The 17,256-nt window shown below is 74.6% G+C and carries 16 protein-coding genes; 13 read left to right on the top strand and 3 right to left on the bottom strand.

Annotation, left to right across the window (positions count from 1 at the left end; genetic code table 11):
* Positions 1-13: 13 nt before the first annotated feature.
* Entirely contained in the window at positions 14-736 is a 723-nt protein-coding gene (locus tag Q0795_RS01620; protein WP_298885682.1) for a CHRD domain-containing protein, read from the bottom strand.
* Between the two features lie 167 nt (positions 737-903).
* On the opposite strand from Q0795_RS01620, the gene Q0795_RS01615 reads away from it, so the two are divergent.
* From Q0795_RS01615 to Q0795_RS01575, 9 genes are all read left to right on the top strand, one after another.
* Positions 904-1,473 (top strand): sigma-70 family RNA polymerase sigma factor, encoded by a 570-nt coding sequence (locus Q0795_RS01615; RefSeq protein ID WP_298885680.1) that lies wholly within the window; start codon positions 904-906, stop codon positions 1,471-1,473.
* The gene (locus Q0795_RS01610) at positions 1,460-2,209 is read left to right on the top strand and encodes a hypothetical protein (RefSeq protein WP_298885678.1); all 750 of its coding nucleotides are present in this window, start codon (positions 1,460-1,462) and stop codon (positions 2,207-2,209) included. Before Q0795_RS01615 ends, Q0795_RS01610 begins: the two co-directional genes overlap by 14 nt.
* A 46-nt stretch (positions 2,210-2,255) precedes the next feature.
* The gene (locus tag Q0795_RS01605; RefSeq protein ID WP_298885676.1) at positions 2,256-2,681 is read left to right on the top strand and encodes a DUF952 domain-containing protein; all 426 of its coding nucleotides are present in this window, start codon (positions 2,256-2,258) and stop codon (positions 2,679-2,681) included.
* On the top strand, positions 2,678-3,652 hold the full coding sequence (holA, locus tag Q0795_RS01600) for a DNA polymerase III subunit delta (protein ID WP_298885674.1): 975 nt from the start codon (positions 2,678-2,680) through the stop codon (positions 3,650-3,652). The genes Q0795_RS01605 and holA overlap by 4 nt, the downstream gene beginning before the upstream one ends.
* A 190-nt stretch (positions 3,653-3,842) precedes the next feature.
* Positions 3,843-4,109: a 30S ribosomal protein S20 gene (rpsT, locus tag Q0795_RS01595; protein WP_298885672.1), complete on the top strand. Its 267-nt coding sequence runs from the start codon at positions 3,843-3,845 to the stop codon at positions 4,107-4,109.
* A 229-nt stretch (positions 4,110-4,338) separates the two neighbouring features.
* Positions 4,339-7,266, top strand: a complete 2,928-nt coding sequence (gene leuS, locus Q0795_RS01590; RefSeq protein WP_298885671.1) for a leucine--tRNA ligase — start codon at positions 4,339-4,341, stop codon at positions 7,264-7,266.
* 14 nt (positions 7,267-7,280) lie between these two features.
* Positions 7,281-8,141 (top strand): DegV family protein, encoded by an 861-nt coding sequence (locus Q0795_RS01585; protein ID WP_298885670.1) that lies wholly within the window; start codon positions 7,281-7,283, stop codon positions 8,139-8,141.
* 164 nt (positions 8,142-8,305) lie between these two features.
* A complete protein-coding gene (locus Q0795_RS01580; protein ID WP_298885669.1) occupies positions 8,306-9,385 on the top strand; it encodes a helix-hairpin-helix domain-containing protein in 1,080 nt (359 codons plus the stop codon).
* Positions 9,382-11,919, top strand: a complete 2,538-nt coding sequence (locus Q0795_RS01575; protein WP_298885668.1) for a DNA internalization-related competence protein ComEC/Rec2 — start codon at positions 9,382-9,384, stop codon at positions 11,917-11,919. Before Q0795_RS01580 ends, Q0795_RS01575 begins: the two co-directional genes overlap by 4 nt.
* A gap of 61 nt (positions 11,920-11,980) precedes the next feature.
* Here Q0795_RS01575 and Q0795_RS01570 read toward each other — a convergent pair whose 3' ends face one another.
* A complete protein-coding gene (locus tag Q0795_RS01570; RefSeq protein WP_298885667.1) occupies positions 11,981-12,925 on the bottom strand; it encodes a LysR family transcriptional regulator in 945 nt (314 codons plus the stop codon).
* A gap of 98 nt (positions 12,926-13,023) precedes the next feature.
* On the opposite strand from Q0795_RS01570, the gene Q0795_RS01565 reads away from it, so the two are divergent.
* The 3 genes from Q0795_RS01565 (at position 13,024) to Q0795_RS01555 (ending at position 15,762) form a co-directional block, all read left to right on the top strand.
* The gene (locus Q0795_RS01565; protein ID WP_298885665.1) at positions 13,024-14,367 is read left to right on the top strand and encodes a patatin-like phospholipase family protein; all 1,344 of its coding nucleotides are present in this window, start codon (positions 13,024-13,026) and stop codon (positions 14,365-14,367) included.
* A gap of 128 nt (positions 14,368-14,495) precedes the next feature.
* The gene (locus tag Q0795_RS01560; RefSeq protein WP_298885663.1) at positions 14,496-15,386 is read left to right on the top strand and encodes an NAD-dependent protein deacetylase; all 891 of its coding nucleotides are present in this window, start codon (positions 14,496-14,498) and stop codon (positions 15,384-15,386) included.
* 43 nt (positions 15,387-15,429) lie between these two features.
* Positions 15,430-15,762 (top strand): PRC-barrel domain-containing protein, encoded by a 333-nt coding sequence (locus Q0795_RS01555; RefSeq protein WP_298885661.1) that lies wholly within the window; start codon positions 15,430-15,432, stop codon positions 15,760-15,762.
* A gap of 69 nt (positions 15,763-15,831) precedes the next feature.
* Here the strand turns inward: Q0795_RS01555 and lexA are convergent, their stop codons facing one another.
* On the bottom strand, positions 15,832-16,557 hold the full coding sequence (gene lexA, locus Q0795_RS01550; protein ID WP_298885659.1) for a transcriptional repressor LexA: 726 nt from the start codon (positions 16,555-16,557) through the stop codon (positions 15,832-15,834).
* 257 nt (positions 16,558-16,814) lie between these two features.
* On the opposite strand from lexA, the gene Q0795_RS01545 reads away from it, so the two are divergent.
* Positions 16,815-17,240, top strand: a complete 426-nt coding sequence (locus tag Q0795_RS01545) for a LysM peptidoglycan-binding domain-containing protein (protein WP_298885657.1) — start codon at positions 16,815-16,817, stop codon at positions 17,238-17,240.
* Positions 17,241-17,256 lie beyond the last annotated feature (16 nt).

Below are 17,256 nucleotides of genomic sequence, written 5' to 3'. Positions count from 1 at the left end.
GCAGGGGTGTCGCTCAGTGCTGACGACGCCCGCGGGCCGCCAGCATCACCCCGCCGAGCCCGAGCGCCATGACACCGGCACCCAGACCGATGAGCATGGGGTCGCCGGTGCCGGGGGCCTCGCCGCCGGTCTCCGCGCCGCCCACCGGGATCTCCTGCAGCTGACCGCGCACGGCGCCGGGCAGGAACTCGGAGGTGTGGGTGTCGGCGGAGAAGCCGGCCGGGTTGGCCTCGATCTCGGCGAGCGAGAAGCCTTCGCCGGTGTCGGTGCCGTCATCGCCCTCGAGCCCGGTGGTGAACGGGCCCTGCAGGCAGCCCGCGCTGGTGCGCACGTCCCCGTCACCGGTCGGGTTGGGGAAGGCCAGGCGCGGGGGGCCGCCCTCGCCGGCGTCGGCCTGGTGGACGTGGGTCGCCGTCTTGGCGGGGCTGTCGTACTCGCCGGTGACGCCGGTGAGCTCGATGTCGTAGCAGATGATCTCCTCGTCGGAGTTGATCATGAAGGTGAACATCCCCATGGCGCCCTCCTCGCCCGGAGCGGGGTTGCCCTCGCCGTCCACCACGTTCTCCGGCGTGGCGGTCACCGAGAAGGCGGAGGTGAACGTGTCCGGCATGTCGACCTCGGTCTCGGCGGCGGCCGGCAGGGTGCCGGCGGCCACCAGGGCGAGGGCCCCGAGGCCGCTCGCGGTGGCGGTCAGGCCGCGGCGGGTCGGACGGGCGGTGTTCGTCGTCGTGCTCATGCTGACTCCCATCGTGGTCGGCCCCGCTTCAGGGCCGGTGTGCAGGGGTATACGGCGCCACACCTCCCGGCGTTCATCGCGACCCGAGATCGTTCTGCGAGACTGGTCGAACGTCGCGGACCCCGCCGACGTATACCCCTCCGACGACCAGCAGGAGGGAGTGGACCATGACCACGGTCGGCCTCGCTGTGCTGGACCGCGCTGCGCCACGGGAGGCGAGACCGCTGAGCCGACGGGACTTCGACGTCGCCCGCGCCTTCGACGAGCACGGGTCGTTGCTGCTCGGTCTCGCGGTCAACGCCCTCGGTGACCGGCACGCGGCCGAGGACTGCGTGCAGGAGACCCTGGTGCGGGCCTGGCGCGCCCGGGACACCTTCCGCGCCGACCGGGGGTCGGAGCGCACCTGGCTCATCGCCATCGCCCGACGCGTCATCATCGACAGCGCCAGGGCCCGGTCGCGGCGGCCCGTGGAGGTGCGGGCCGTGCCGCCCGAGCCGGCGCCGCAGCCAGGGGTGGACGGGCAGGTGGCCGACCGCGTCACCCTGCTGGCCGGGCTGGCCCGGCTCAGCCCCGAGCACCGCCAGGTCGTCGTGGAGGTGCAGGTGCGCGGGATGTCCTACGACGAGCTGTCCCGCCGCACGGGGGTCGGGGTGGGGACGTTGCGGAGCCGGATGTACTACGCCCTGCGTGCCCTGCGCGGGATCCTGACCGAGGAGGCCGACCATGACGACGCCTGAGGGCGACCGGGTGGAGCTGGTCCTGGCCGCGGCCGACGGGTCGCTGGACGACGTCCAGCGGCGACAGCTTGAGGCCCTGCGCGCGGTGGACCCGACCGTGGACGCGGAGATCGCCGAGCTCCGGTCGACCCTGGAGGCCGTGCAGCAGCTGGACGAGTGGGACGAGGACGTGATGCTCCTGACCCCGTCGCCGGCGGTGCTGCGCGGGGCCAAGGAGCAGATCGCCTCGGAGGAGGACGCGACTGCCCAGCCGGGCGTCGCGGACGAGCCGCAGGTGCGGCCCGGTGACGCCGACCGCGCCCGACCCGGTCGCCGTGCCCTCTTCGGGCTGGCGGCCGCCGGGCTGGTGGCCACCGGAGCCGTGGGCCAGGGCGTCGTGCGTCGCCTGCGCCCCGGAACCCCGGAGGGGGACCCGGGCACGCTCGGCGCGCTCGAGCGGACCGTGCTCGAGGACGTGGCACCAGGCGCCGAGATCGACCTCGGGGTCATCGCCCACACCTGGGGCACCGAGACGGTCTGGGTCGTCGAGGGGGCCGAGCCCGGGGTGGTCTACGACGTCGTGCTCCTGGACCGGTCCGGAGGGCGGACGGGCTCGGGCAGCTTCCTCGGCACCCGCGACCCGCTCGACTGCGAGCTCAACGCCGCGATCCTGCGCGAGGACGTCGCGGAGGTGCTCGTGGTCACGGCCGGCGGGCAGGTCTGGGCCCGTGCCCCGCTGCCCCCGGTCGGGGCCTGACCCAGGTGTGCGGGGCCTGTCCGACCCGCGTGGCAGAGTGGCGCCCATGAGCGAGCAGGAGCAGCCGGGGGAGGTCGCAGGGGTGCTGTGGCACCTCGCCGAGGAGACCGCGTGGGAGCGGGCGCTGGGCACGGGGAGCTACGACCGGTCCACCCGTGGGGCCGGGCTGGCGGAGGTCGGCTTCATCCACGCGAGCCGCCCCGAGCAGCTGCCCGGCGTGGCCCGTGCTCTCTACGCGGAGGCGACCGAGCCGCTGCTGGTGCTCGAGATCGACCCGGCGGTCCTCGCTCGGCACGGGGTGGAGGTCCGCGTGGAGCCCGGGGACCCGGCCGAACCAGGATCCGAGCACTTCCCGCACCTCTACGGCCCGCTGCCGGTGGCCGCCGTCCGGCGCGTGCGTCCGGCCCGCGTGGAGCGCGGCTGGCTCGAGCTCGGGCCCTGGGAGCCGGTCGCCGAGGAGCCGCACCGGTGAGCGGGCCACCGCCCCTGGCGCTGATCACCGGCCCGGAGGAGCTGCGGGCCGAGCGTGGCGTCGACTCGATCCTGGCCGCCGTGCGCGCGTCCGAGCCGGACGCGGAGCTGATCCGTGTGTACCCCTCGAGCTACCAGGCCGGCGAGCTGCTGGTCCACGCCAGCCCCAGCCTGTTCGGGGGCTGGAGCGTCATCGTCGTCCACGACATGGACGAGGCCGACGACGCGCTGGTCGAGGACCTGGCCAGCTATCTCGAGCAGCCCGCCGACGCGGTCACCCTCGTGGTGCGGCACAAGTCGGGCAACCGCGGCAAGCGGGTGCTGGACGCCCTCAAGAAGGGCGGCGCCCGGGTGGTGGAGGCCAAGGCCGTCAAGACCGAGCGGGACAAGCACGACTTCGTCACCGGTGAGTTCCGCGACGCCCGGCGCAAGATCGCGCCGGAGGCCGTGGGGGCCCTCGTGCTCGCGGTCGGCAAGGACCTGCGCGAGCTCGCCTCGGCGTGCGAGCAGCTCATCCGGGACGTCGAGGGCCTGGTCGAGGTCGACGACGTGACGACCTACTACGGCGAGAAGGTCGAGACGACCGGTTTCCGGGTCGCCGAGGCGGCCCTCCAGGGCGACGAGGCGACCGCGATGGCCCTGCTCCGGCACGTCATGCTCGGGGGCCTGGACCCGGTGCCCATCGTGGCGGTGCTGGCCATGCAGCTGCGCCAGGTCGGCAAGGTGGCCTCGGCCGGGCGCGGCGGCTCGGCCCAGCTCGCCCGTGACCTGGGCATGGCCCCGTGGCAGGTGGACGCCGCGCGACGCGTCAGCCAGGGCTGGGACGGCGAGCGTCTGGGCCGCGCCATCCGGGCCGTCGCGCAGGCCGATGTCGACGTCAAGGGCGGCATCCGGACGGAGGCGAGCGTCCGCAGCCCGGAGTATGCCGTGGAGCGCGCGGTGCTGGAGGTCTGCCGACAGCGCAACGGCTGATCGGCGGACTTGGGTCGGGCGCCCTCGCGCTGCTAGCCTTGGCTGTTGCGTGCGCGCTCGGTCGTGCGCGCTCGCAGGACCACCAGCACCATCCCGCGCACCGGGCATCGCCAGGTATCCCCACGCCAGTTCGCCCCGCGCGGGCGTCGCCCTCACGACATCTGACCAACGACTGACCAGGAAGTTCTCAGTGGCAAACATCAAGAGCCAGATCAAGCGCGTCAAGACGAACGCGGCCCGCACGGAGCGCAACCGCGCCCACAAGTCCGAGCTGCGCACCTTCATGCGCAAGTTCCGCGAGGCCGCCGACAGCGGTGACACCAGCAGGGCCTCGGACGCGCTGCACGCCGCCTCCCGCAAGCTGGACAAGGCGGTCACCAAGGGCGTCATCCACCAGAACCAGGCCGCCAACAAGAAGTCGGCCATGGCCAAGCGCTTCAACGCGCTCGGGGGCTGAGCCCAGCTCGCCCCGAGCACGGGCACCGGGCGTCCACCCCCACGGGGTGGGCGCCCGCTGCGCTACCATGACGGCACCATGGCGACCCGCTGCGAGCTCCTCCTTACCGGGCCGCGCTGAGCAGACGACCTACCTGCGAGCGCGGCCAGCCCCTCCTGCGTGAGGGGCTTTCGTCTGCACCGGGCACGACGACGACGACCACGTAGCGAGAACGAGACGAGAGCACACGATGAGCGAGCGCACCCCCCAGCACCGCTACACCGCCGAGCTGGCCGGCCGCATCGAACGGCGATGGCAGGACCGGTGGGAGCGGGAGGACACCTTCGCCTCCGCCAACCCGGCCGGCCCCTGGGCGACGCCGCAGGACCCGCGGCTCGCCGACGGGCGTGAGCACCGGGTGGTCATGGACATGTTCCCCTACCCCTCGGGCGCCGGGATGCACGTCGGGCACCCGCTGGGTTACGTCGCCACCGACGTCCACGCGCGCTTCCTGCGCATGACTGGCGCCAACGTGCTCTACGCCATGGGGTTCGACGCCTTCGGGCTGCCCGCGGAGCACTACGCCGTGCAGACCGGCCAGCACCCCCGGGTGACGACCGAGGAGGCGATGTCGACCTACCGGCGGCAGATGCGGATGATCGGGCTCTCGCACGAGCCGCGACGCACCTTCGCCACCATCGACCCGGACTACGTGCGTTGGACGCAGTGGATCTTCCAGCAGATCCACGACGCGTGGTACGACCCGGAGGCGGACCCCCGACCGGGGTCGGGACAGACCGCGCCGGGCCGGGCCCGGCCGATCGGCGAGCTCGTCGAGCAGTTCTCCGACGGGCGTCGCGAGGTCCCGGGCGGTCGTCCGTGGGGGGAGCTCTCGACCGCCGAGCAGGCCCGGGTGCTGGACGGCTACCGGCTGGCCTACGTCTCGGCGGCGCCGGTGAACTGGTGCCCCGGTCTGGGCACGGTGCTGGCCAACGAGGAGGTCACCGCCGACGGCCGGTCCGAGCGCGGCGACTTCCCGGTCTTCAAGCGCAACCTGTCGCAGTGGATGATGCGGATCACCGCATATGCCGACCGCCTCACCGACGACCTGGACCGGCTGGACTGGCCGGAGCGGGTGCGGCTCATGCAGCGCAACTGGATCGGTCGCTCGACCGGTGCGCAGGTCGCCTTCCCCGTCCCGACCACGAGCGGTGCCGAGGCGTCCCTTGAGGTCTTCACCACCCGGCCCGACACCCTCTTCGGGGCCACCTTCATGGTGGTGGCGCCCGAGCACCCGCTGGTCGGGCAGATCGTGCCCGAGACCTGGCCCACCGGCACCAAGGACGCGTGGACCGGCGGCGCGCCGAGCCCGCTCGCGGCGGTCACGGCATACCAGCGGCAGGCCGCGGCCAAGAGCGACGTCGAGCGGCAGACCGAGGGCAAGGCGAAGTCCGGCGTCTTCAGCGGCGCCTGGGCGACCAACCCCGTCACCGGGGCGCAGGTGCCGGTCTTCGTCGCCGACTACGTGCTCATGGGCTACGGGACCGGCGCGATCATGGCGGTGCCCGGTCAGGACGAGCGGGACTGGGACTTCGCGCTGGCCTACGACCTGCCGGTGGTGCGCACTGTCCAGCCGACGCCGGACCACCCGGAGGACCAGGCCTTCACCGGGGACGGCCCGGCGATCAACTCGGCCAACGACGAGGTCAGCCTGGACGGCCTGGGGGTCGAGGACGCCAAGGAGCGCATCGTCGCCTGGCTGGAGCAGACCGGCCGCGGTCGCGCGACCGTGACCTACCGGCTGCGGGACTGGCTGTTCAGCCGGCAGCGCTACTGGGGCGAGCCGTTCCCGGTGGTCTGGGACGAGGACGGCGTCGCGCACGCGGTGCCCGACGACCAGCTGCCGGTGACCCTGCCGGACGTCCCCGACTACGCCCCGCGCACCTTCGAGGCCGACGACGCCGACTCCGAGCCGGAGGCGCCGCTGGCGCGCGCGACCGACTGGGTGCACACGACCATGGACCTCGGCGACGGGCGGGGCCCGGTGCCGGTGCGCCGGGAGACCAACACCATGCCGAACTGGGCCGGGTCGTGCTGGTACTACCTGCGCTACCTGGACCCGGAGAACGCCGCCGCGCCGGTCGACCCGGCGGTGGAGGGCTACTGGATCGGCCCCCGCGAGGAGACCGTCCCCGGGGCGCCCGAGGGTGCCGCCGACCCGGGCGGGGTCGACCTGTACGTCGGCGGGGTGGAGCACGCGGTGCTGCACCTGCTCTACGCCCGGTTCTGGCACAAGGTCCTCTTCGACCTGGGCCACGTGAGCAGCGAGGAGCCGTTCCGGCGCCTCATCAACCAGGGCATGATCGAGGCCTACGTCTACCGCGACGCCCGCGGCTTCCCCGTGCCCGCGGCGGAGGTCGAGGAGCACACCTCCTCCGACGGCGGGCCCTCGACGTTCACCTGGCAGGGCCAGCCGGTCACCCAGGAGTACGGCAAGATGGGCAAGTCGCTCAAGAACGTCGTCACCCCCGACGAGATGGTCGAGCAGTTCGGCGCCGACACCTTCCGGGTCTACGAGATGAGCATGGGGCCGCTGGAGCAGTACCGACCCTGGGAGACCCGGGCCGTCGTCGGCAGCCAGCGCTTCCTGCAGCGCCTGTGGCGCAACGTGGTCGACGAGGACACCGGCGAGGTGACGGTGACCGACGAGGCGCTGAGCCCGGACCTGGCCAAGGCCCTGCACCGGACGATCGACGCGGTCGGCTCGGACTACGCGGCGCTGCGCACCAACACCGCGATCGCGCGGATGATCGAGCTCAACAACCTGCTGACCAAGCTCGACGCCGTGCCGCGGGCAGCGGTGGAGCCGCTGGTGCAGATGGTGGCCCCGGTCGCCCCGCACCTGGCCGCGGAGCTGTGGGAGCGGCTCGGGCACGACGACCTGACGTACGCGCCGTTCCCGCAGGCCGACCCGGCCCTGCTCGTGGAGGACTCGGTGACGGCGGTGGTGCAGGTCAGGGGCAAGGTGCGCGACCGGCTCGACGTCGCGGCCGACATCTCCGAGGCCGACCTCGAGGCGTTGGCGCTGGGCAGCGAGAAGGTGCAGCGCTTCCTCGACGGCGCACCCGTGCGCAAGGTCATCGTGCGGGCCCCGAGCCTAGTCAACATCGTCGTCTGAGCCGGCCGCCCGCCATGGACGTCGCCCTCGTCACCGACAGCGCCAGCTGCCTGCCCCCCGGGGCCGGGCGGGCGCTGTCGGTGGTCCCGTTGCACGTCATGGTCGCCGGGCGCCGCGGTGACACGCGCGAGGTCGGGCACGCGGAGGTGGTGGAGGCGCTGCGGCCGGCCACGCACCGGGTCAGCGTCTCCACCAGCCGGGTCTCGCCCGGGGAGTTCGTCGAGGCATACCGCGAGCTGGTGGGTCGCACCGGCTGCCGGTCCGTCGTGTCCGTGCACCTGTCGGGCGGGGTCAGCGGGACGGTCGAGGCGGCCCGGCTCGCCGCGGCGGAGGTCGCCGACGAGGTCGACGTGCGGGTGCTCGACTCCCGCACGGTCGGTATGACGCTGGGCTGGGCCGCCCAGGACGCCGCCGCGCTGGCGGCGGACGGCGGGAGCCTGGCGGAGGTCGAAGCCCTGGTGCACCGGCGGCTGGCAGGAGCGCGTGCCTGGTTCTACGTCGACACCCTCGAGCACCTGCGCCGCGGAGGCCGGCTCGGCCGGTCGCAGGCCGTGCTCGGGTCGGCGCTGGCCATCAAGCCGCTGCTGACCGTGGCCGACGGAGAGGTGGTGCTCGCCGAGCGGGTGCGGACCCGTGGCAAGGCGCTCGCCCGGCTGGAGACGCTGGTGGCCGACGCGGTCGAGCGGATGCGCGCCGGGGGCGGGCGGCCGCGGCTGGCCGTGCACGAGCTGGACGCGCAGGAGGCCGCCGCCGGGCTGGCGGGCCGGCTGGGGGAGCGGCTGGGTCTGGACCCGCTCGTGCTGCCCCTGGACCCCAGCCTGGGGGTGCACACCGGCCCGGGCACCCTCGGGGTCGTGGTGGCCGACGCCGGCTGAGCCCCGCCGGCCGCCACGGGCCGACCGCGGGCGCCCTCGGGGCTCGGGCGCCAGGTCGGACCGGGGCCCTCGCGCCGTCCACACCCTCCGCGGCGTGGCTGGCCCGTCCACAGATCGGCCCACCCCCCTCCCGCGCGGGGTGCGGTGCTCCTAGCGTGCCGACCATGGACTCGGGGGACATGGAGGCCCTGCACCAGGGCAGGCACCGCAGGCGGCGTGCGTCGGTGGACGCCGACCGCGGCGACCACGGCGAGCAGTGGCAGGGGGAGGAGGATCCCGACGAGCCGGAGAGCGGAGGGGACGACGAGCTCGGGAGGGGTGCCGTGGTCGGCGAGCACGTGGAGGAGGGCGGGCACCCTGGGCCCGGGGCGCACGGAGGCGAGGTGCGGCTCGTGCCGGTGCCTGGAGCGGGGCGCAGCGCCAGCATCGGGGTGGGCACCCGGTCCGTGGGCGGTCTGCTGCTCGTCGCCGTGGTCGTGCTCGCGGTGCTCGGGGGGCGGTGGTGGTGGGTCGCTCAGCAGGCCACGGCGCTCCCGGAGGCCCCCGGGCAGGAGCAGGCGGGGCCTGCGCCGTCGGGGTTCGTCGGAGGTGGTGAACCGTCGGCGACGTCCGCCGCCGGGGCGGGCAGCGACCCCGGTCCGCAGGCGGGGGTCGGGGAGCCAGGTGATGGTGAGCCAGGTGATGGTGAGCCAGGCGACGGTGAGTCGGGTGCCGGTGAGCCGGCGGCCGGGCCCGGGAGCTCCGCGGCGCCCACCCCGGACCGGCCCGTCCTGGTTCACGTGGTCGGACACGTCGCCGCCCCGGGAGTCGTCGAGCTGCTGCCGGGGGCGAGGGTCGTCGATGCCGTCGACGCGGCGGGCGGCCTCACCCCGGGCGCCGACCCGGGCTCGGTCAACATGGCCCGGGTCGTGGTCGACGGCGAGCAGGTGTGGGTGGGCGCGCCCGGCGAAGAACCCCCTCCGGGGTGGCTCGCCGGCGCAGGACGTGGGGGCCCGACGACGGGCGCGGGTGCCGGGGTCGGGGCGACCGGCACCGAGGCCGTCACGGCGCCGGTCGACCTCAACCGGGCCACCCAGGCCGAGCTCGAGGAGCTCCCCGGCATCGGCCCGGTCACCGCCGGACGCATCCTGGCCTGGCGGGAGGAGCACGCGGGGTTCACCGCCGTCGAGGAGCTGCTGGAGGTGAGCGGCATCGGCGACCGGACCCTGGAGCAGCTGGCGCCCCTGGTCACGGTCGGACCGTGAGCCGCCCGGGGTCCCCGGTGACCCCGGTGACCCCGGCGGGCGCAGAGACCGGGGGCCCCGAGACGGCGGCCCCGGCAGCGACGGCACAGACGGCCGGTGCGGAGAGGGAGGAGCCCCACGACGCGCGGCTCCTCCTGCCGGCCGTCACGGCCTGGGCGGTGCTGGTGGGGGTGCTGCCCGGCCCCGGCTGGTTACCGGCGGTGGTCGCCAGCGGCGCGCTCGCCCTGGCGGTGGCTCTCCTGGTCCTGGCCCCCGGTCCCTTCCACGGCGCGCTCGGTGGCCCGCCGGAGGGCCGCCGAGGTGGGCGCACGACGTGGTGGGCTCGCCGGGCCGAGCGGTCCGGACGGCGGGGCCGTCCGCTGGTGCCGGTGCTCGCGCTCGCGGCGGCGGCGGTGGGCCTGGTGTGCGGCGCCACCGCGCTGCACCTCGCCGTCGCCCGTGCCGGTCCGGTCGCCGGCTGGGCGCAGGAGCGGGCCGTGACCCGCGTCGAGCTGGTGGTGACCACCGAGCCCCGGGTGCTGGCACGCGCGGACGAGCGGGACCCCCTCGTCATCCTCGAGGCCCGCGTCGTCCGGGCCTCGGCCCGCGGGCAGACGGCCCGGCCGCAGACCCCCTCGCTGGTCATCGCCCACGCCGGTCAGGGCTGGGAGGAGGCCGCCTGGCGGAGCAGGGTGGAGGCGGTCGGCCGGTGGTCCCCCGCGGAACCCGGCGACCGGGCCGTCGCGGTCCTCGTGCCTCGCGGACCGCCCACGACCGTGGACCGGCCGACGGCACTGCTGCGGGGCGTCGACCACGTCCGGGACCGGTTCCGCCGGGCCGTGGACCCGCTGCCGGCGGACGCGCGGGGTCTCGTGCCCGGTCTGGTGATCGGCGACACCTCGCTGACGCCCCCGGACCTCACGCAGGCCATGCGCGACACCGGGATGACGCACCTGTCGGCGGTCAGCGGCAGCAACGTCGCGATCGTGGCGGGTGGGGTCGCGCTGCTCGCCGCCAGGCTGGGTCTGCCGCGCCGGTGGCGGTTGCCGGTGGTGCTCGTCGCGCTGCTCGGGTTCATCCTGCTCTGCCGTCCGGAGCCCTCGGTCCTGCGGGCCGGGGTCATGGGCGCGGTCGGGCTGATGGCCCTCACACGTGGCCGGCGACGGGCGAGCCTGCCGACCCTGGGTGCGGCCGTCATCGGCCTGCTGTGCCTCGACCCCTGGCTGGCCCGCTCCTACGGGTTCGCCCTGTCCACGCTCGCGACGCTCGGCCTGGTCCTGTGGGCGCGCCCGTGGGGGCTCGCGATGGCTGCGCGGTTGCCGCCCTGGGCAGCGTTGCCGGCGCGGGCGACCGCCGTGCCGCTCGCGGCGCAGGTGATCTGTGCCCCGGTCATCGTGCTGCTGCAGGGCACGGTCACCACGGTGGGCGTGCTGGCGAACCTCCTGGCGGCGCCGCTGGTGCCGCCGACCACGATCCTCGGCGTCGTCGCCGCCCTGCTGGCGCCGCTCTCCGTGCGGCTGGCGGCGGCGGTGGCCTGGCTCGCGGCGGCGCCCGCCTGGGTCATCGCCCGGATCGCCCGGGTGTGCTCGCGCCTCCCCGGCGGCACGCTGGAGTGGTGGGACGGCGCGGTGGGGGCCTGGGCGCTGGCCGCGGTGACGCTGGTCCTCCTGCTCACCTGGCGCTGGTGGTCGCACCTGCTGAGTCGTCGTCCCTGGGTGGCCGTCGCCGCGGGCTGCGCGGTGCTGGGGTGGGTGTTTCCGGTGCCCGGTCTTCACGGGTGGCCACCTCCCGGCTGGGTCGTCGCAGGTTGCGACGTCGGGCAGGGGGACGCCTTCGTGGTCCCCAGCGGCGCCGGCGGAGCCGTCGTGGTCGACACCGGCCCCGACCCGAGGGAGATGGCGGAGTGCCTGCGGTCACTGGGCGTGCGCCGGGTCGATCTGCTCGTGCTGACGCACTTCCACAGCGACCATGTCGGCGGTCTGCCGGCGGTGCTCGGTGCGGCCGAGGTGGGTGAGGTGCTGGTCACGCCGGTCCAGGAGCCCGCCGGTGCGGCGGCGTCCGTCGTGGCGGAGGTGAGCGCGGCCGGCATACCCCTGCGGCAGGCGCGTCCGGGGGACCGGTGGACGTGGGGCGACACCGCCGTCACCGTGCTCTGGCCCACGCCACGGCCGCCCGCAGGAGGGTCGGCGGCCAACAACGCCAGCATCGTGCTCGACGTCGAGGTCTCCGGGACGCGGGTGCTCATGACCGGTGACCTGGAGCCGGAGAGTGCCCGGCTGGTCGCTCGGGTGACGGAGGGTCGCGACTACGACGTGCTCAAGGTGGCCCACCACGGCTCGGCCGCGCAGGACGAACGGCTGGTGCGCCGGGCGCGCCCGGAGATCGCGCTCATCGGCGTGGGCGAGGACAACGACTTCGGGCACCCCGCCCCGAGCGCGCTGAGCCTGCTCTCCGAGGTCGGGGCCGTCGTGCTGAGGACGGACCTGCACGGCGACATCGCCGTCGTCCGCGACGCCCGAGGACGGCTCGTCCCGCACGCCCGCGAGGCAGGATGAGCCCAGGGCCGGTGACGGCGGAGCCGATCTCGACGTCGCTCGCGCTGACTTCCCAGAGGTGTCAGGGGGTGGGGGCCACGTGCGCGCACGGGGACCCGCCCAGCTCCCGCGCGCTGTGGCACAGGGCCTCCAGCGTGGCCGCGACGGCCGGCACGCGTTGCAGGTCCGGGGTCGTCACGACCTGGACGGTGCGCCGCGACGGCGGCGAGACGGGCCGGACGACCACGTCGGGGTGGGAGACGGTGCTGAGGATGAGCTGGGGGACGAGCGCGACCCCGAGCCCGGCCGCGACCAGCCCCAGGACCGCGACGTAGTCCTCGGTCTCGAAGGTCACGTCCGGGCTGAACCCGGCGCCGTCGGCCAGGGTGAGCAGGTGGCCGCGGCACCGCGGGCACCCGGCGATCCACCGCTCGGCGGAGAGGTCGGCGAGGTCCACCTCGTCCTGATCGGCGAGCTCGTGGTCCTGGGGGAGCACCAGCATGACCGGGTCGTCGAGGACGTCCATGACCACCAGCCCGGTCAGGTCGTCCTCGCCGCGGCCGGCGTCCGTGCCCTCGTAGGCGAAGGCCACCGCGAGGTCCACCGCCCCGGCCCGGACGGCCGCGAGGGACTCCGGCGGTTCGGCCTCGCTGAACTGCACCGTCACCGCGGGGTGGCTGGTGCGCAACCGGGCCAGCGCCCGTGGCACGAGGGTCGCGGACGAGGACGGGAAGGCCATGAGCCGGACGCGTCCGGCCTTGAGGCCGGCGATGGCCACGACCTCGGCCTCGGCCTCGTCGATGCGGTCCAGGATCTCGGCGGCACGCCGGGCCAGGAGACGGCCGGCCTCGGTGAGCCGCACGCTGCGCCCGATCCGCTCCACCAGAGCCGTGCCCGCCCGCTGCTCGAGCCGGCGGACCATCTGTGACACCGCCGGCTGGGTGTAGCCGAGGGAGGTCGCGGCCGCGGTGAAGGACCCCTCCTCGGCGATGGCGCGCATCACGCGCAGCCCTGCGGCGTCGAACATGCCTGCATCGTAGTCGGCCCAGCGCTGCTCACCCGAGCGACGCCGACACCACGGGTGACGTTCACGCTCCCGTCATCCTCTGCCGCTGTGCTGGGGACGTGCCTGCCGCGCACCACCACGTGCTTCCGCCGCCCCCACCCGGTGACCCGACCCTGGCCCAGCTGGAGGCCGCCCGGGCCACCGCGCACCACGGCCCTTCCGCCCTCCGACCCCGGCACGGGAGCGCCCTGTGTCTGTCCGGCGGGGGCTTCCGGGCGTCGCTGTTCCACCTCGGCGCCGTCCGACGCCTCGACGAGCTCGGCGTCCTGGGGTCGTTGCGCACCATCAGCGCGGTGTCCGGAGGGGCCGTGCTCGCCAACCTGCTCACGCACCCCGACCTGGAGTGGCCCGACCCCCTCAAAGGACCCGGCCGCGTGGGGGGCCTGGAGGAGCTGGTCGCCGCCCCGCTGCTCGACCTCACCCGGCGCAACCTGCGCACCCCCGCGCTGCTGTCCCGGATGCGGCCCCGTGGCTGGGGTCGACCGGACGCGAGCGTCGGGGTGCTGGCCGAGGGGCTGGAGCAGGCGGTCCCGTGGTGGGGCACGGACCTCCGCGAGCACGCCCGCACCCGTGGTCCCGTCGTGCTCACCGGCGCCACCGAGATCGGCTACGGCGTCTCCTGGGTCTTCGCCGACCCCTTCTCGGCCGGGCCACGAGGACGCATGGGTGACCACCGGCTCGGCCACTGCGCCCCGCCACCGGGGCTGCGCATCGTCGACGCGGTCGCGGCCTCCTGCGCCTACCCACCGTTCTTCGCGCCGCTGGAGCTGAACGGCGACGAGCTGGGCCTCGTGGGCGGTGCGCCGGACCCGGACGAGCCCGAGGACGTCCGGGCGGCGATCCGGAGGCGGATCCAGCTGGTCGACGGCGGGGTCTACGACAACCTCGCCCTCGAGCCGGTCTGGTCCGACCACGACACCGTCCTGGTCAGCGACGGGGGCGCGGTCTTCCGTGGCCGCCCTCCGGGTTCGTTGCTCTCCCGCCTGTGGCGTCTGCTGTCCATCGCCTCCAGCGGCGGACAGACCGCGCGCCTACGGTGGCTGCACGCCGGCTTCGCGCGGGGCACGCTGGCAGGGGCCACCTGGTCCCTGGAGTCCCCGGGCGACCTGGCGGGACCGACCGGGCGTGCCCTGGGGACGAGGATGCCGCAGGGACGCGCGCCCGAGGCCCTCGGCGCGATCCATCAGGTGCGGACCGACCTCGACGCCTTCAGCGCCGGGGAGCAGATGGTGCTCGAGCGGCACGGCTACCTCGTCGCCGACGCCTCCGTGCGGCGCCACAGCCCCGGGTCGGTGCTGCTGGACGCGCCGTCGCGTCCCCCGCACCCGCAGGTCGCCGGACCGACGGAGGTGGTGACGGCGCTCCGGGGCTCCGGGCGGGTCACGGCCCTCGGTCGTCGGTAGGCTCCGCGAGCCGTCCGGGCGCCCGGCTGGCAGGATGGTCCTACCATGTCGTCGCGTCCCGCCCCCGTCGCCGCCCGCGGCCGCCCCGCGCCCGCGTCCGGGCGCGCCACGGCGTGCGCCGGGTCGCCGTGAGCGTCGTGGGTCCGCTCGACCTGGCCCTGACGCTGCCACCCCCCACGCCGGTCGACCCGTTCGCGCTCGGAGAGCTGCGGGAGCTGCTCGCCGACGGGGACGTCGTCGTCCTCACCGGGGCGGGGATGTCGACAGCCAGCGGGATACCGGACTACCGCGGCCCCGACGGGACACGGCGGGTTCAGCCCATGCAGCACGGCGAGTTCGTCAGCTCCGCCGAGGGCCGGCAGCGGTACTGGGCGCGCGCCTTCGCCGGGTGGGGGAGGTTCGCAGCGGCCGAGCCGAACGCCGCCCACCGCGCGGTCGCCGACCTGGAGCGCCTGGGGCTCCTGCGGCACGTCATCACCCAGAACGTCGACGGCCTGCACCAGCGGGCCGGTAGCCGACGGGTGCTGGAGCTGCACGGCACCCTGGCGGCGGTCACCTGCCTCGACTGCGGCGAGCAGACCTCGCGCGAGCTGGTGCAGCAGTGGCTGGCCGACGCCAACCCCGACTTCCTGACCGGTCTCGACGCCCCCACACCGGTGCGGCCGGACGGCGACGTCGCCCTGCCTGAGGCTCTCGTCACCGGCTTCCGCACGCCGCGCTGCCTCGTGTGCGGAGGGGACCGGCTCAAGCCGGACGTGGTCTTCTTCGGCGGCTCCGTCGCCAAGGACGTCGTCGAGCGGGCGTTCAGCCTGGTCGAGGGTGCGAGCGCGCTCCTGGTGCTCGGCTCCTCGCTGCAGGTGATGAGCGGCTACCGGTTCGTGCGCCGGGCCGCGCGCGACGGCATACCCGTCGCGGTCGTGACCCGGGGCTCCACGCGAGGCGACACCGAGACCACCCTCCGGCTCGACGCGCTGGTGGGGGACGTGCTGCCCGGGCTCGTCGCCGACCTCGGTGGCTAGGCTGGGGCCGTCGGCCAACCGGGCCGCGACGAGGAGGTCGCCAGTGGTCACCTACGAGCAGCTGGGTGAGATGTATGACGCGGAGGTCGTCGACCAGGACGGCCACAAGGTGGGTGGGCTCGACCAGGTCTACCTGGACAACGGGACCGGCGAACCGGCGTGGGTGTCGGTGCGGACAGGGTGGTTCGGAGGGCGAAAGATCTTCTGCCCCGTGTCGAACGCCGTCATCAGGGACGGGCACATCGAGGTGCCCTACCCCGTCGAGATGATCAAGGACGCCCCGGACATCCCCTGTGACGGGCACCTGACCGAGGACGAGGAGGAAGCGCTCTACGACTACTACTCCATCGACGAGGGCCCGGCCCCGTCGGGGTGAGGGTGCGGCACCACCCCCCGACGAGGATGGAGGGGACGGGGGGCGGCGCCGCGGTCTGGGGGAGCCGGGTCAGACCCGGCGCAGGACCGCCGTCACCTTGCCGAGGACGACAGCGTGGTCGCCGTCGATCGGCTCGTAGGCGGGGTTGTGGGGGATGAGCCAGGTCTTCCCGTCGCGGTGGCGGTAGGTCTTGACGGTCGCCTCGTTGTCCAGCATGGCGGCGACGATCTCGCCGTTGACCGCGGTCGGCTGGCGACGGACCACGACCCAGTCACCGTCGCAGATGGCGGCGTCGATCATCGAGTCACCCACCACCTTGAGCAGGAACAGCTCGCCGTCGCCGACGATCTGGCGGGGCAGCGGGAAGACGTCCTCGACCGCCTCCTCGGCCAGGATCGGGCCACCGGCCGCGATGCGCCCGACCATGGGGACGTAGGAGGGCTGGGGGCGGGCGTCGTTGATCCCGGTCTCGTCGATCGTCTCGCTGGAGACCGGGCCGAGCACGGCGTCCTGCTCGCTGCGGCGGTAGCCGGAGCCCTCCTGACCGGGGGTGACCACCTCGATGGCCCGCGGCCGGTGCGGGTCCCGGCGCAGGAACCCCTTGCGCTCCAGGGTCTTGAGCTGGTGGGCCACGGAGCTCGGTGAGGTCAGGCCCACGGCGTCGCCGATCTCGCGCAGACTCGGCGGGTACCCACGCTGGTCCACCGCGTCGCGGATGACGTCGAGGACGCGTCGCTGACGGTTGGTCAGCTCGGCGCCGCCGTCGCGGTCCGGCATCTCGTGAATCGTGGCCATGCTCTCCATCCCCTCGTCCGGGCCCACCCTACCGACCGTCGCAGCACATCGGCCGCGAGCATCGTCGCTGGTCAGAGGGTATGTCAGTGGTGGGTGCTTGAGTTCCTGACATGAGATCAGCCTACGCCCGCCAGGAGCCGCAGACAAACATGTGTTCGGTCGGCGTGTCGACGTCGTCCGACAGGTGTGCTATCAATAGGACAGACGTGCTATCGGACACCTGTCCGCCTGGCACCGCCCCGAGGAAGGTGAACATCATGAGCACCGCCATCGCACACGACATCCTGAGCCCGCTGCCCGGGCCTCGCCCCGTCGCCGACGTGGCACCCCGCCGGCCGACGCACCTGCGGCTGGTCGGTGAGGACGACCGCCGCCCGTCCAGGGCGGTGCGTCGGCGTCTGCGCGCAGGCCGGCTGCACCTGACCCGCCGGGGTCGGCTCGCCGTCACGGCCACCACCGGCTTGGTCCTGGCTGCGGTCATCTGGTCGATGGTCGGTCTGCTCGGCCCGGCCGGTGCCAGCACCTCCGTGACCGTCGAGCGGGGGGAGACGTTGAGCCAGATCGCCAGCGAGCAGCTGCCCGAGCTCCCGTTGAGCCGGGCTGTGACAGCCATCCAGCGTGCCAACAGCCTGAGCACCACCTCGATCGCCGCCGGCCAGGAGCTGGTGATCCCCGGCCGCTGACCGGTGCTCACCGCCT

It is taken from the genome of uncultured Serinicoccus sp. (assembly GCF_947487915.1).
Taxonomy (GTDB): domain Bacteria; phylum Actinomycetota; class Actinomycetes; order Actinomycetales; family Dermatophilaceae; genus Ornithinicoccus.
Note: the sequence above shows the minus strand (reverse complement) of the source record. Positions and strands in the feature narration are given on the sequence as shown.